The 13833-nt window shown below is 68.2% G+C and carries 14 protein-coding genes; 9 read left to right on the top strand and 5 right to left on the bottom strand.

The features are described 5' to 3' along the window. Positions 1–128 precede the first annotated feature (128 nt). Together ABFT43_RS22700 and ABFT43_RS22705 are read left to right on the top strand one after the other, a co-directional pair. Positions 129–359, top strand: a complete 231-nt coding sequence (locus ABFT43_RS22700; RefSeq protein ID WP_109237998.1) for a class I SAM-dependent methyltransferase — start codon at positions 129–131, stop codon at positions 357–359. Between the two features lie 19 nt (positions 360–378). Beyond that, entirely contained in the window at positions 379–525 is a 147-nt protein-coding gene (locus tag ABFT43_RS22705; protein WP_181371701.1) for a hypothetical protein, read from the top strand. 61 nt (positions 526–586) lie between these two features. Here the strand turns inward: ABFT43_RS22705 and ABFT43_RS16360 are convergent, their stop codons facing one another. Next, a complete protein-coding gene (locus tag ABFT43_RS16360; RefSeq protein ID WP_347961377.1) occupies positions 587–1417 on the bottom strand; it encodes an aldo/keto reductase in 831 nt (276 codons plus the stop codon). Between the two features lie 245 nt (positions 1418–1662). Further along, positions 1663–2343, bottom strand: a complete 681-nt coding sequence (locus ABFT43_RS16365; protein WP_347961378.1) for a TetR/AcrR family transcriptional regulator — start codon at positions 2341–2343, stop codon at positions 1663–1665. A gap of 108 nt (positions 2344–2451) precedes the next feature. Here ABFT43_RS16365 and ABFT43_RS16370 point away from each other — a divergent pair, with 108 nt between their 5' ends. The 3 genes from ABFT43_RS16370 (at position 2452) to ABFT43_RS16380 (ending at position 4777) form a co-directional block, all read left to right on the top strand. After that, positions 2452–3906: an MFS transporter gene (locus ABFT43_RS16370; protein WP_347961379.1), complete on the top strand. Its 1455-nt coding sequence runs from the start codon at positions 2452–2454 to the stop codon at positions 3904–3906. After that, positions 3903–4391: a hypothetical protein gene (locus ABFT43_RS16375; protein ID WP_347961380.1), complete on the top strand. Its 489-nt coding sequence runs from the start codon at positions 3903–3905 to the stop codon at positions 4389–4391. The genes ABFT43_RS16370 and ABFT43_RS16375 overlap by 4 nt, the downstream gene beginning before the upstream one ends. 182 nt (positions 4392–4573) lie before the next feature. After that, the gene (locus ABFT43_RS16380) at positions 4574–4777 is read left to right on the top strand and encodes a cold-shock protein (protein WP_006901346.1); all 204 of its coding nucleotides are present in this window, start codon (positions 4574–4576) and stop codon (positions 4775–4777) included. A gap of 106 nt (positions 4778–4883) precedes the next feature. Here the strand turns inward: ABFT43_RS16380 and ABFT43_RS16385 are convergent, their stop codons facing one another. Beyond that, the gene (locus ABFT43_RS16385; protein WP_347961381.1) at positions 4884–5519 is read right to left on the bottom strand and encodes a trypsin-like peptidase domain-containing protein; all 636 of its coding nucleotides are present in this window, start codon (positions 5517–5519) and stop codon (positions 4884–4886) included. A gap of 212 nt (positions 5520–5731) precedes the next feature. Here ABFT43_RS16385 and ABFT43_RS16390 point away from each other — a divergent pair, with 212 nt between their 5' ends. The 4 genes from ABFT43_RS16390 to ABFT43_RS16405 all read left to right on the top strand — a co-directional run bounded on the left by ABFT43_RS16390 (position 5732) and on the right by ABFT43_RS16405 (position 11319). Next, complete coding sequence (locus ABFT43_RS16390) at positions 5732–8077, top strand: glycerol-3-phosphate 1-O-acyltransferase (protein WP_347961382.1); 2346 nt, start codon at positions 5732–5734, stop codon at positions 8075–8077. Continuing rightward, a complete protein-coding gene (locus ABFT43_RS16395) occupies positions 8074–9564 on the top strand; it encodes an HAD-IB family hydrolase (RefSeq protein WP_347961383.1) in 1491 nt (496 codons plus the stop codon). Before ABFT43_RS16390 ends, ABFT43_RS16395 begins: the two co-directional genes overlap by 4 nt. Beyond that, complete coding sequence (locus ABFT43_RS16400) at positions 9561–11015, top strand: wax ester/triacylglycerol synthase domain-containing protein (RefSeq protein WP_347961384.1); 1455 nt, start codon at positions 9561–9563, stop codon at positions 11013–11015. Before ABFT43_RS16395 ends, ABFT43_RS16400 begins: the two co-directional genes overlap by 4 nt. Positions 11016–11130: 115 nt before the next feature. After that, a complete protein-coding gene (locus ABFT43_RS16405) occupies positions 11131–11319 on the top strand; it encodes a hypothetical protein (RefSeq protein WP_347961497.1) in 189 nt (62 codons plus the stop codon). 103 nt (positions 11320–11422) lie between these two features. On the opposite strand, the gene ABFT43_RS16410 is transcribed toward ABFT43_RS16405, so the two are convergent. Both ABFT43_RS16410 and ABFT43_RS16415 read right to left on the bottom strand, forming a co-directional pair. Further along, positions 11423–12754 carry a DoxX family protein gene (locus ABFT43_RS16410; protein ID WP_347961385.1) on the bottom strand — a complete coding sequence of 444 codons (1332 nt, stop codon included), beginning with the start codon at positions 12752–12754 and terminating at the stop codon, positions 11423–11425. Between the two features lie 97 nt (positions 12755–12851). Continuing rightward, positions 12852–13808, bottom strand: a complete 957-nt coding sequence (locus ABFT43_RS16415) for a winged helix-turn-helix transcriptional regulator (RefSeq protein ID WP_347961386.1) — start codon at positions 13806–13808, stop codon at positions 12852–12854. Between the last annotated feature and the right edge of the window lie 25 nt (positions 13809–13833).

Raw genomic sequence — 13833 nt, forward strand, 5'->3', positions numbered from 1 at the left:
GCGCGGCGCACGAGCGCCGGGCCGCGAGGTCCCCCGCGCGACCCGCCCGTGTGGAATCCACCGATCCCGTCCCCACGGTCGTTCCAGCGAGGACCATGGAACCCGGACCTCCGATGGCGGGAGATGCGATGGTCGACTGGGATGGTGCGAAGTATGCCGAGGTCAGCGGGCTGCAGCGGATGGTGGCCACCGAGTCGATCGCCGGCCTCGAACTGAACGGCGACGAACGCCTGCTCGACGTCGGGTGCGGCGACGGGTTCATCACGATGCTGCTGGCCGAGCGCCTTCCGCAGGGTTCGGTGGTCGGCGTCGACGCCTCGCGGCGGATGATCGAGCGCGCGCTGGAGCGCGGTCGGTGACTTCGCCGACTGGTTCAGGGTGGGTTCACCGGCCTGGACCTCCCGGCTCTCCGATGACGAGACCCGCGAGTTCGTCGGAGAGGTGATCAGTCGCCATCAGGGCGTCATCGGTGAACCGGCGCTGTTCCGGTTCACCCAGATGCGGGCGATGCTGACCAAGCACTGACCGACAGTCGGGCGGGCCACCGGTTCCGGTGGCCCGCCCGACTGTCAGGATCTCCAACCGCTCACGGGATCCAGTTGAAGGTGTCCGGGTCCGGGCCGATACGCTCGTCACGGTTCACCGCATCGATCGCCGCGACCTCGTCGTCGGACAATTCGAAGTCGAACACCGCGAAGTTCTCCTCCACCCGCGCCCGCGTCACGGACTTCGGGAACACGACGTCGCCACGCTGGATGTGCCACCGCAGCGTCACCTGCGCCGGCGTGCGCCCCTTGGACTCGGCGATCTTCGTGATCACCGGGTCGTCGACGATCCTGCCCTGGGCCAGGGGCGACCATGCCTCGGTTACGATTCCATGCTGAGAGTTGAACGCCCGCAACGCATTCTGCGAGAAGTACGGATGCACCTCGATCTGGTTGACCGCCGGCACGATATCGGTCACGTCCAGCAACCGCTCCAGATGCGCCTGCTGGAAGTTCGACACACCGATCGCCCGAGCCTTGCCGTCGGCGTATGCCTTCTCCAGCGCCTTCCACGTCTCGACGAAATCACCCACACCCGGCAGCGGCCAGTGGATCAAGAACAGGTCCACCTGCTCCACACCCAGATCGGCGTTCGTCTGGTCCAGCGCCTTCAACGCGTCGTCGTAGGCGTGGAAACCGTTGTTGAGCTTCGAGGTGATGAACACCTCGTCGCGGCTCAACCCCGACTCCCGGATCGCCTCCCCGACGCCCTTCTCGTTGCCGTACATCTCCGCGGTGTCGATGTGGCGGTACCCGACCTCCAGCGCCGTTGCCACCGCGGCACGCGTGTCCTCCGGCGGCACCTGCCACACGCCGAAACCCAGCTGCGGGATCGAGACGCCATTGTTCAAGGTGATGTTCGGGACTGTCATACGCGATCTGTCCTTTCGTCGGGATGAGACGAGGCGGTGCCTCGACGTCGCGCGCCGATCGGGCCCCACCCGATTCCGCCCCGATTCCGCGGCGGACCGGGGCGGCCTCCAACCGGCGACGACCACGTCCCAGTTCAAGCCGCGGGACCGGTCGGTTATTCCGCGCACCTGCGAACAGCGGGGCGGGCCGCCCACCGGGCAGCGCGCCGTGGTGGGCGGATCCAACGGGGGCAGGTGGTCGACGGTCACCGTTCGCGCTCGGCGCGTGCCAGCAATCCGTCGACGAGCGCCTCGAGCGCCCACGGGTAGGTGTCGCGAGCCGAGATGACCGGCCAGTCCTCGCCGACCTCGGCGAGGCGCGGAAAGCGGTCCGGCGTCGCCGTGCTCAGAAACCCTTGCCGGAGTTCGGGATCGGTGGCGCGTCGCGGATCAGAGCGCGCACGGACCAGGATCTCGCCGACCGTGAGATACCAGATGCTGCGGAACACGACGACAGCCTGTTCCGTCGTGCATCCGTGATCGACGGCGGCCCCGACGATCGCCTCGACCATCTCCAGCGAGGACTCGCCCAGCCGGCCCAGGAACCCGTCGGTCGTGAGGATCTCGGCCGCCCATGGCCAGGAACTCAACGATTCTCGAATAGCCAACGCCGACTGGATGATCCGATCCCGAGGAGCGTCCGGAAGCGACACCGGCATGGTGGCGTCCGCATGGTCGTTCAGCAACTGGATCAGCAGGTCGTCCTTGTCGCGGACGTGGTGGTACAGCGTCGTCGGACCGATGCCGAGCGCGGCGGCCAGACGCCGGATGGTGAGCTTCTCCCACCCGTGCTCGTCGATGATCTCGCGCGCCGCGGCGAGGATCTGCGCGCGTGACGTCACCGGGGGCCGTCCGGTCCGGCCGGGAGTGGAGCTCGATCGGGTCACGCCCTCCATTCTGCGTCCTGGGCTTCTGCGTCCTGGGGACAAACCCCGAGCCGCGTGCCCACAAAATTGGGGGTTGACTCCCGACCTGCATGTTCTTACTTTCGGAACATGTTCGAAAAGTACTCGCACACCCTCGCTCGTTCGCAACTCGTCCTCGCGGCCGCCGCCGTGACGCAGTTTCTGGTCTCGCTCGACCTCTCGGTCGTCAACGTCGGCCTCCCCCGGATCGCCGACGGCCTCGGATTCGACACGGTCGGCGCCACCTGGGTCATCCATGCCTACGCCCTCACCTTCGGAGGACTGCTGCTTCTCGGCGGCAAACTCGCCGACCGGTTCGGACACCGCCGCGTCCTGTCGACCGGCTTGGCCGTTTTCGGGATCGCCTCGCTGGCTGGCGGTTTCGCGGTGAACCCGGAGCAGCTGGTGGTGGCACGGGGCCTGCAGGGCGCCGGCGCGGCCGCGATGGCCCCGGCGGCCCTGGCCCTGTTGTCCACGACCTTCCCGTCGGGCCGCGAACGCGTGAGGGCGTTCGGCATCTGGAGCGCCATGAACGCCGCCGGCGGGGCCTTCGGAGTGGTGATCGGAGGCGTGTTGACGGAGTTCGCCGGCTGGCGGTGGGTGATGTTCGTGAACGTGCCGATCGCCGCGATCGCGCTCACCGTCGCCGCGGGCATCCCCGCCGACCGCCGGCTGCGTTCACACGGACGGCCCGATGTGGCGGGTGCGCTCCTGGCGACCGCGGGCATGATGTCGCTGGTCTACGGCATCGTGCGGACCGACGCCGTCGGATGGGCGTCGACGAGCACCGTCGTCACCCTGACCGCGGCAGCCGTCCTGCTCGCCGGGTTCGTCCTGGTCGAGAGGACGACGCGGAACGAACCGTTGCTGCGGTTGGGCATCTTCACCCATCGCTCGGTGGCCGGGGCCAACATCTTCAACCTGCTGCTGGGCGGGGCGATGGCATCAGCCTTCTACTTCGCCTCCCTCTACGCGCAGCGCGTGCTGGGAGAGGGGCCCGCCGTCACGGGCCTCGAGTTCCTCCCGCTGGCGCTGGGCGTCATCGTCGGGTCGGTGCTCGCGGTACGACTCGGTTACAGATACGCGCCCCGCACGCTCATGATCATGGGCGGCGGTCTCACCGCGATCGGCCTGGCCTGGTTCGGACGGATCTCCGTCGACGGCTCGTTCCTCACCGACATCCTGGGACCGGCCGTCGTGACCGGTGTCGGATTCGGACTCGCCCTGGCGCCAGTGGTCTCCGTCGCAACGGCCGGGGTCGGCGCCGAGGAGAGCGGCACCGCATCGGCGCTGCTCAACAGTTCGCGGCAGATCGGTGCCGCACTCGGCCTGGCGGCCCTCGGCACGCTCGCCGCCGGCCGGGCCGGACACGACCCCACCATCTCCGGCGCGAATGCGGGATACGGCCTCGGCCTCAGCGGAGCGGCAGCCCTGCTGGTCGTCGCCGTCCTGGTCGCACTGACCGTGATCCCCCGCGGGACGCAAATGCCGCCGAGCGCCGACGCACCCAGCCTGGAGTCCGACGAGAGGAGTGAGAAGAAATGAACCGATCCGCGAACACACGGACGGCAGTGGGCCTGATGTACGTCGGCGCCGCGCTCACCGCCCTGGTCGCGATCATCCCCTTCGGGATGCGTGACACGCTCGCCGAGCACGTCCGCCACGGCTATCCGGACTATACGGCCGCAGAGATCGACACCGCCGTGACCGCCTACCTGAGCATCCTCGCAATCCTGGGTGCCGTGGGTGTCGCCGCCTGGCTGACCAGCGCCTGGCTGGTCCGCCGCGGTACCCGCCACGCCCGGATCGTCGTGTCGCCGACCTTCGGCGCCGCCGTCCTGGTGACCGCCACCCTGGTCTTCATCCGGGACACCTCCGGCGAGGTCGGGCTGGCCCCGGCGGTCGGGTGGATGCAGCTCGTGCCGTGCGTCGTCGGCCTGATCGCCGTGACGCTGCTGTGGCGCGGTGGTGCCACCGCGCACCCCGACCGGACGGTCCGACCGCCGAGGTCGGACACGATCGGGGTCTGATCGCCCGATCACGACCCGTCACGACAGCGAACCCGCCCTGGGAGCGCCCGATCCGGCTCCGGATCGTCCCACGTCAACGACCAATTCGGCCGTACCGTTTCCCAGGGCGGGTTTTCTGTGACACACTGGCCGAGCAGCCATCGGTCTTGGTGGCTGTTCACTGAAGAAAGAAGTACAGCAGTATGGCACAGGGAACCGTCAAGTGGTTCAACGGCGAAAAGGGCTTCGGCTTCATCGCACCCGACGACCAGGGCGCCGATGTTTTCGTCCACTACTCCTCGATCAACGGTAGCGGTTTCCGCAACCTCGAAGAGAACCAGCGCGTCGAGTTCGACGTGGAGCAGGGCCAGAAGGGTCCCCAGGCAACCAACGTCAGCGCGCTCTAAGCACATCTGACTTCACGAAGCGTCGCGTCCGGCCAGATCGGATGCGGCGCTTCGTCGTTTCTCGAGATACTCGCGAACCCAACTCCGCGCCAACAGATCTCACCCATCAGCGCAGCGAGCGCGGCACCTTCGACAGCGGCACGACAATGGTGCCGTCGGCGGTCCCCGACGAGAGGATCCCGACCACCTGTCCGCGTGTGTCGCGCACGCCGGCGCCGCTGTCGCCCAGTTGCGAATGCAGCGACGTCTGAATCGAATACGAGTCGTGGACCGTGACGAACGGCGGTGCGAGAGAGAACCCGGCGGACGTCCGCTTCACGAGCGACGGGTCGGTCACCTTCCCCTTGCCGAACCCGGTGGCGACGCCGACCTTGGTGACCGGCTGCCCACGGAAGAACCGCGGATTCCAGTTGACGTCGTCGACGCGGATGACGGCCCGCGGCGCCAGACGGATCACCGCGATGTCGAGGTCGCGGGCGACACGGTTGGCGGTCACGGTCCCGATGCGGGTGCCGTGGCGGTCGCGTACCGGACGGCCCACCGCACCACAGTGACCGGCGGTCAACGCCTTCGTCCGCGAGATCACCGCACCGAGCGTGCAGTTGTTGGTGGTCAAGAGCGTGTCGTCGATGCCGATCTCCATGCCGGACCGCACCGTCGTGGGCGTGGCACCGGCAACGGCGACGGGCACGCCGAGCGCAACCAGCGAGATGCCGATGGACAGCAGCACACGAAGACGCATCGTCACCATTCCCTCCCCCGAAGACCCCGCCAGCCTAACCGCGGCCCCCGACAGCGGTGAAGGCACCGCTCGGCGCACGGCGCATCGTGCCAAAAGGCAGCACCACCGATGTAAGCCACGTCACAATGGGGCCGAGGGTTCCGTGCCCGGGGTCGAGCGTCCGGCCCCGGGCCGGAGGTTCGACGTCGAGAAGACGTGGAGGGTGATGCAGGGTGAGCGACCCGGTTCTGGTTCTGACCAAGGCCCGCACGTCGTGCGAGATAAACGCGGTGACCGAGTGGGCCGCGGAGGCCTACCCGGACGCCGAGGTGCGTCACGGCCTGGACGTCGACTTCGAGGCGCTGGCCCCGGAGACGCTCCTGGTCCCGGTGCGGCCGGTGTGGCTGCCCGCGGTCCGCCAGGGCGAACGCCGGGTCACGCTGGGCGATCTGCTGGTGCTCTCGAACCCCCGGCGTCCGCTCGGACCGATGCAGCCCCTGATCCGGAGGCGCCGGCCGGACGCGCTGCGCGTGGTCGCGGGCGAACCGGCCACGGTCGCCCGGTTGCGTGAGCGGTACGAGCGGGAGCAGGCCGAGGGCTCGTCGTTCGACGACTTCGTCCGCTTGCAGGCATCGCTCACGGCCGAGCGTGCCGAGCGTCAGATCATCGGCGACCGCTACAAGGTGCCCAAGCTCGTCGCCGAACAGATCAGCAGTTCGGCCCGATTCCGGACCGGCGCGGCCAAACTCGCCGCCGAACTCGGACGTCCCACCGACGCCGTCATCGCCGAGGCCATCGACAAGCTGTCCGGCTTCGTCGCCACCCAGAGCCGGGTCATGAACGACATCTTCTCCGCGACGTTCGACCGGCTCCACGACCGCGCCTGGAACATCACCGTCGATGTCGAAACCCTCAATTCCCTGCGGAAACTGAACAAGAAGACCGGTCTGATCTTCCTGCCGTCGCACCGTTCGTACGTCGATCCGCTGATCCTGGCGAAGGTACTGCGCAGCAACGACTTTCCACCGAATCTGGTCCTGGGCGGCAACAACCTGTCGTTCTGGCCGGTCGGCCCGGTCGCCCGGCGCGCCGGGATGATCTTCATCCGCCGCAAGTTCGGGTCCGACCCCGTCTACAAGTTCGCGATGCGCTCCTACCTCGCCTACATCATCGAGAAGCGATTCAACCTCGAGTGGTACATCGAGGGCGGACGCAGCCGGACCGGCAAGTTGCGTCGGCCGATGCTCGGCCTGCTCCGGTACGTCGTCGACGCATTGCAGCAACTCGACGGCGTGGACGTGACGATCGTGCCAACGTCGATCGTGTACGACCAGCTGCACGAGGTCGGGGCGATCGCCGCCGAGGACGCCGGCGGGGTCAAGAAGCCCGAGAGCGTGGGCTGGCTGCTGCGGTATGCGAGGGCCCAGCGCAACTACCTCGGCGAGGCGCGGGTGCGCTTCGGCACCCCGCTCTCGCTGAGGAATACACTGGCCGAGGCCGGCGAGGGGAGCTCGCAACTGGAGAAGGTCGCCTTCCGGGTGATGGACGAGATCAACTCGGCCACCCCGATCACCGCGACGTCGCTGGTGGGATTCGCCGGCCTCGGCGCCCAGGACCGGGCGTACACGCTCCCCGAGATCGAGGCGGTGCTCGCGCCGCTGCTCGACTACATCGACAAGCGCGGTCTGCCCGGGCCCGATCCGGCGCTGTGCCGGGGTGTCGGCCTGATCCAGACCCTGCGGGTCCTCGCCGGCAACGGGGTCGTCGCCGGGTACGAGGGCGGATCGGAACCGGTGTGGTGGATCGTGCCGGAGAACCGGGCGGTGGCCGCGTACTACCGCAACGGCGCCCTGCATCACTTCGTCGGCCGAGCCATCGTCGAGATGGGGATGCTCGCCCTGGCCGAGGGCGAGGTCAAGGAGGGCAGCACACCGATCCGCAGCCAGCACGTCGGCAGCACCCCGCCCGCACCCGACGAGGGTCTTCTCGCCGCCGCCCAGCGCGAGGCGCTCCGTATCCGGGACCTGCTCAAGTTCGAGTTCTTCTTCCCGCCCAAACAGGAATTCCTCCACCGGCTCGGCATAGAACTCGACCTCCTGGCACCCGGCTGGCGTGAGGTCACCCCCACACGGGAATGGACGTACGAGGTCCTCCACAGTCACACCGGCGCACTGTTCGCTCGTCGCACGCTGCAGCCGTTCTTCGACGCCCAGCTGGTCGTCGCGACCAAGCTCGTCGAACTCGGCAACACCGCCCGGGAGAAGGACGACTTCATCGCCGACTGCCTCGGTCTCGGGCGGCAGCTCGCGCTGCAAGGCGTTCTGCGGAGCAAGGATTCGGTGTCCAAGGATCTCTACGACGGCGGATACCGTCTCGCCGACAACCGCGGTCTCATCCATGGCGAGGGGGTCGTCGATCTCCGTGTCGCCCGGCAGAACTGGCTCGACGAGGTCGAACTCATGCGCGACCGGCTCGCCCGGATCGCGGCGATCGAGGACATCCAGCCCGTCGGCGTCGAGGGCATCGGCGTGGGTGCCGGTGCCGGTGCCGGTGCCGGTGCCGAGGAGGACAAACCATGAGCGCCTTCACCGATCGCATGCGGGCCATCCGGTCCGCGCCGACAGGCAAGAAGGTGGCCGCGCTCTTCGACTACGACGGAACACTCATCGAGGGGTTCTCCGCGGCCGCGATCATGCGCGCCCGGTTGCGCAGCATGGAGTTCGGCCTCGGCGAGCTCGCCGAGTTCCTGCTGATCGGTTTGCGCGGGGTGATGTCCGAGCAGGACTATGCGGAGGTGCTCGCCGCAACCAGGCCGACGTTCGCCGGCAAGACCTACGCGGAGCTCATCGAATTCGGCGAGTACCTGTTCAAGCACGAGACCGCCGCCAAGCTGCGGCCCCAGATGTGGCAGATCCTGCGGGCACATCGGCAGATGGGGCACACGATCGTGATCGCGTCGTCGGCCACCCGGTTCCAGATCGAACCCATCGCCCGGGAGATAGGCGCCGACTTCGCGCTGGCCACCGACGTCGAGGTGGTCGACGGCGTGGTCACCGGCAACATCAAGGGACGCCCCCTCTGGGGACCCGGAAAGGCCGCCGCCGTACGACAACTCGCTCGTGAACACGACATCGACCTCGACGCGTCGTTCGCCTACAGCGACGGCAACGAGGACATCCCCTACCTCGAGGCCGTCGGCCACCCCGCGGCCATCTCGCCGCGCCGGGTCCTGCGCGCGGAGGCCGAGGCCCGCGGCTGGCCGATCATCGACCTCAAGAACCCCACCCACAACCGCCTCGGGATGCTGGCCCGGACCGGCGCGTTCTACGGATCGTTCCTCGCCTCGGCTGCCGCGGGCGTCGCCACCGGCATCCTCCGGCGCGACCCGCACGCCCTCGTCGAAGCACTGCCCACGGGCAACGACGTCGGGTTGTCGCTGGCGGGCGTCCACGTGCAGGTACTCGACGGCGGTGAGTACCTCTTCTCCGACCGGCCGTGCGTGTTCCTGTTCAACCATCAGTCGAAACTCGACCTGCCGGTGATGATCCACCTCATCCGCGGCGAGGCCACCGGCGTCGCGAAAAAGGAGGTGGAACGGGTACCGGTGCTCGGGGAGATCCTCAAGCAGGCCGGCCTGGTGTTCATCGACCGTGCCGACCGGGACAAGGCGATCGAACAATTGGCGCCCGCAGTCGACGCCCTCGGCAACGGCATGTCGCTGGTCATCGCGCCGGAGGGCACCAGGTCGCCGACGCCGCGGGTCGGCGAGTTCAAGAAGGGTCCGTTCCACATCGCGATGCAGGCGGGGGTGCCGGTCGTGCCGGTCGTGCTGCGCAACACCGGCGAATTGATGTGGCGCGGTGCGCAACTGATTCGCCCCGGGACCGTCGAGGTGATGGTGTTGCCGCCCATCGACACCAGCAACTGGACGGTCGAGGAGATCGGCAAGCGTGCCGAAGAGGTTCGGCAGATGTATGTCACGGCGCTCGCCGACTGGCCGTTGGAGTCCTTCGTCGACGACTCGGTCAGGTCGCTGCGCCGCCCACCGGAGGAGACAACACGATGAGCAACGACGCCGGCCTCACGCAGGGCGTGGACGAGCCACTCGACTGGGCGCGCGACCCGCACATGTCCCCGGTCGACACCATCATGTGGCGCGGGGACACCGACCGTCGGATGCGGGGCACGATCTGCATGCTGGAGATCTACGACTGTGATCCGGACTGGGATCGCCTCGTGGCCGCACACGAGTGGGCCAGCCGGATGGCGCCACGGTTCCGGCAGCGCGTCGTCGACTCCCCGTTCGGCACCGGAACACCCAGTTGGGCAGTCGATCCCGATTTCGACCTGCATTACCACCTGCGGCGTATCCGGCTCGGCGGGGACGGCAGCATGCGCGAGTTGCTCACCACCTGTGAACAACTCGCGATGACCGCGCTCGACGCCGCCCGCCCGCCGTGGGAGGGATACCTGATCGAGGGTCTTCCCGACGGGAAGGCCGCGTATTTCCTCAAGGCGCATCACGCCCTGACCGATGGCCTGGGCGCGATCATCGGGCTGGCGCAGCTGCATTCGCCGACCCGGGAGCACAACCCGAAGAAGCCTCAGCCGCCGAGCCCCGACCCGGTGAACATCACGCCGATCGACCTGCTGCGCCGCCAGATCGGGGAGGAGATCCGGCAGGTGCCACATCGCGTCGATCTCACCCTGAAAGGAATTCGCTCACTGCGGAACCCGCGGGAGGCGCTGAGCAGTGCCCTGCGCTACGGCCGATCGGTGCCCCGCGTGGCCGGGCTGGTCAGCCCACCCGGTTCTCCCCTGCTCGCGAACCGCAGCGTGTCGTGGCGGTTCTCCGCTTTCGAGGTCCCGTTCCCGGACCTGAAGGCGGCCGCGACCGCGGCCCGGTCGTCGGTGAACGACGTCTATCTCGCCGGATTGATCGGCGGATTCCGGTACTACCACGAGAAGATGAACTGTCCGGTCGAAGCGATCCCGGTGGCCATCCCCATCTCGGTGCGCCGTCCCGAGGACCCGGCCGGGGGCAACCGCATCGCCGTCGGGCGGCTGGCCGGCCCGGTCGGCATCGCCGACCCCTTCGAGCGGGTGCTCACCATCCGCGAACAGGTTCGGCAGGCACGGCACGAGCCCGCCGTCGACATCTTCAACACCCTCGGCTCGGTGATGGCGTGGCTGCCCGGCTCGGTGCTGATGCGGTTCAGCGGCGCGACGAGCATGAACGATCTCCAGGCGTCCAACGTCCCCGGCATCCCCTGGGACACCTACGTCGCCGGGGCGAAGGTGGAACGGATGTTCCCGTTCGGCCCGCTGCCCGGCTGCGCGATGATGGCGACGATGATCACCCACAACGGGATCGCCTGTCTCGGGATCAATTCCGACGGAGCAGCGGTGACCGAGCAGGAATTGTGGGCCGAATGCCTCATCGCCGGTTTCAACGAGGTGCTCGCGCTGGCGGCCGACGAGGATCGCCCGCCGGGACAGCTCACCCAGGTGATGTGAGGGTTCTGGGCATCCACCGGCGGACGTCGCTTCGACGCGGTGGCCCCGATCGAGGTCGCCGCGCCGACGTGACACGTGAGACCCGGGGCGGCCGGCGATCATGGTGAACGCGGTGATGCTCACCCTGATGTCGGGCTGCGGCATCATCGCGTCGCTCTGCGCGATCTCCGCCGCGTGGTTCTACCTGCGGCGCGGACGCGAACCGGCCGACGCCGATCGGCTGGCCCGACGATGGCTGATCGCGACGGCGGTATTCGGCTTCGGCCCGATCGGAGTGCGGTTCGTGTGGTTCCTGCTGCTCTGACGCGAATCGTCGGCGCGCGGAACCGACCGCGCCGGTGCCGGACCGGCACCAGTTGGCCGCCCGACGCGCCCGACGTGTCGCCCCTACCGGGGGCGAGCCGACCCTACCGGAAGTACGGTTCCTCCTGAATCCAGTGGAATCCCCTGCTGCGCAGTGTCATCGCGTCGTGGTCGAGGCGGTGGGCGGTCATCGCGGTCGCTGCCCCGTCCACGACACCCGTGAAGACGAGGGTGTCGGGGTCGATCCGCTCCACCCGGAGGTCTGCATCCGGGCAGAGGATGGTCATCCTGTCATCGCCGAGCCGGGCCTCCACGGGAATCAGCTCACCATTCATCATCTGGAGCGTGACGGCCCCGTTCGTATCGAACACCACGCGCTGCCAACGCTGTTCATCGGTCGTCAGTGGTGGAAGCGAGCGCCCGTCCACGCGATGGTCCCCGACCGACCAGATCCCGTACAGTGCCGGCTTCGGTGCACCATCGCCGTAGTCGTGGTAATCGGTCCAACTCCCGTATGCGGCACCGAACGCGACCCAGAGTCCCACGGCCGGCACCACCCACCTCGCGCGTCGATTCAGATCGGCGCGGACGAACAGCGGCGGCATGCGGAGCGGACGAGATGCGCGCCCGAAGACGAAGAGGTCCAACAGCCCTCTCGCGTACGGCGCGAGCAGGATCGCCGCGAAGATCACCAGATGCAGTGACAGGATCTTCACCGGAATGTCGAAGGTCAGGTTGAGGATCAGCACCTGGGTCATCGCGGCGAAACCGACGAGCGCCCCGAGAACCGCCGTCCGCGAGCAGAACAACAAGATCCCGCCGAGGACCTCGACGCCTCCGAGGACCATCTCGTAGACCGGGGAGGACCCGACCTGCATCCACAGCACCGACGCCGGGCTGAACTCGCCAAACGGTTCCAGGAGGGTGGCCAGAGGAGGCTGCGCCATCTGCACCGGGATGACCTTGGCGAAACCGTAGGCCAGCATCTGCCCGCCCAGCGCGAACCGCAGTCCCAGTAGGGTCCAGGCCCACAGCCGTGTGTGGTCGCGGCGGCGTCGGTCCACCGCCGACCAGACGACCGTCACGATCAGCGCCACCGTCACGATGAGGAACCAGAGCACCCAGAACGCGGTCTGGTCCCCGCTACCGGTGTTCCGCAGAACCGCGTCGACGCCGAAGACGGCCCGCCCGACCCACTCGATGACCGGGGAGAGCAACCCCAACTGCCACAGGGCCATCCGCTCCGGTAGCACGCTCGCCACCACACCGGCGTAGACGAAGGTGATCTGCGACAGGACCAGGCAGAACAGGGCCGAGTAGACGAACAGGAGGCGAAAGGCGATCCTGCGAAATGTATTCCATTCCCTCGGCGCGTCGTCCGTGGCGGTGGCCGGGGTGGAGACCGTCTCACTCGGCCCGGTGTCGATCGTAGTCATACCTCGACGCTAGGGAGAGGTCGCGCATCGTCACATCGGGGAGGAAACCGAGATCAACCCCCTTCCGCGGCTCCGCCCCTCAGGGATCGACTCGGGGTTACCACCGATGTCCGAGCGCCTCGTCCTCCACCAGTACCTCGGATGCGTGCAACGCCTGCCCGCACTCACTGCAGATCAGCCGCGGCTCGAAGCGCTGTCCACACTCCCGATGCGTGAACACGATGGCGGGGCCCTCCGGTGCGCGGAACCATCGTTGCCCCCAGGCGATCATGAGCACGACGACCGGGAAGAACGCCTCGCCCTTGTCGGTGAGCCGGTAGGCCACCCAGTCGGGTCGGGTCCGTACCGGCTCGGTGGTGATCACGCCGAGTTCGGTGAACCGGCGGAGCCGGTCGGCCACCATCGCCGGCGGGGCCCCGGTCCGTTCGGCGAGTTCACCGAATCTGGTGGCACCCAACAGCAATGCACCGAGCATCGCCGCCGACCACCGGTTGCCGAGCAACTCCATCGTGTGCGGCAGGAGTTGCGACGGTTTCACCACGCTCGACGACCTGCGGCGACCGATCGACGCGGGCACGCTGCGTGACCAGTCACCACTGGGGCCCAGACAGGCGGCTACGTCGCGCCGTGTGATCTCGCCGCCGCACGATCCGCAGACGAGGACAGGAGAGAAGTACCTCCCACATCCGCTGTGTCGCATACCCGGGAGCGGGGCGTCGGAAACGGGCGCCCAGGACGCCTCCCACGCCCACATGCCCAGCAGGATCGGCCAGACGGAGACACCGCGCCGGGTGAGCACGTATTCATGGCGCACGGGCCGCTCGGAGTATCGGACCTTCTCGAACAGACCCAGGTCGGTGAGCCGGGCGAGCCTGCCCGACAGCACCGAGTTGGAGATCGGGCCCTGTTCCATCCAGTCCCCGTAGCGGCGGCAGCCCGCGATCGCGTAGCGCAGAATCCACAGATTCCACTCGTCTCCGAGCGCGCCCAGCGTGACCGCGATCGCGTTGTCGCCTCCCGGCTCCAGCTCGGTGTACGTCGCGCGATGTGCCACGTCGGATCACTCTATCGGTGCCCCG

The organism is Gordonia aurantiaca, from assembly GCF_039939235.1.
In the GTDB taxonomy this organism is placed as follows: domain Bacteria; phylum Actinomycetota; class Actinomycetes; order Mycobacteriales; family Mycobacteriaceae; genus Gordonia.

Excerpts from the sequence above, each read along its gene's own strand:
- ABFT43_RS22700 (WP_109237998.1), top strand. The coding sequence starts at position 129 with ATGGTCGACTGGGATGGTGCGAAGTATGCCGAGGTCAGCGGGCTGCAG.
- ABFT43_RS16360 (WP_347961377.1), bottom strand. The coding sequence starts at position 1,417 with ATGACAGTCCCGAACATCACCTTGAACAATGGCGTCTCGATCCCGCAG.
- ABFT43_RS16370 (WP_347961379.1), top strand. The coding sequence starts at position 2,452 with ATGTTCGAAAAGTACTCGCACACCCTCGCTCGTTCGCAACTCGTCCTC.
- ABFT43_RS16375 (WP_347961380.1), top strand. The coding sequence starts at position 3,903 with ATGAACCGATCCGCGAACACACGGACGGCAGTGGGCCTGATGTACGTC.
- ABFT43_RS16380 (WP_006901346.1), top strand. The coding sequence starts at position 4,574 with ATGGCACAGGGAACCGTCAAGTGGTTCAACGGCGAAAAGGGCTTCGGC.
- ABFT43_RS16385 (WP_347961381.1), bottom strand. The coding sequence starts at position 5,519 with ATGCGTCTTCGTGTGCTGCTGTCCATCGGCATCTCGCTGGTTGCGCTC.
- ABFT43_RS16395 (WP_347961383.1), top strand. The coding sequence starts at position 8,074 with ATGAGCGCCTTCACCGATCGCATGCGGGCCATCCGGTCCGCGCCGACA.
- ABFT43_RS16400 (WP_347961384.1), top strand. The coding sequence starts at position 9,561 with ATGAGCAACGACGCCGGCCTCACGCAGGGCGTGGACGAGCCACTCGAC.
- ABFT43_RS16405 (WP_347961497.1), top strand. The coding sequence starts at position 11,131 with ATGCTCACCCTGATGTCGGGCTGCGGCATCATCGCGTCGCTCTGCGCG.
- ABFT43_RS16410 (WP_347961385.1), bottom strand. The coding sequence starts at position 12,754 with ATGACTACGATCGACACCGGGCCGAGTGAGACGGTCTCCACCCCGGCC.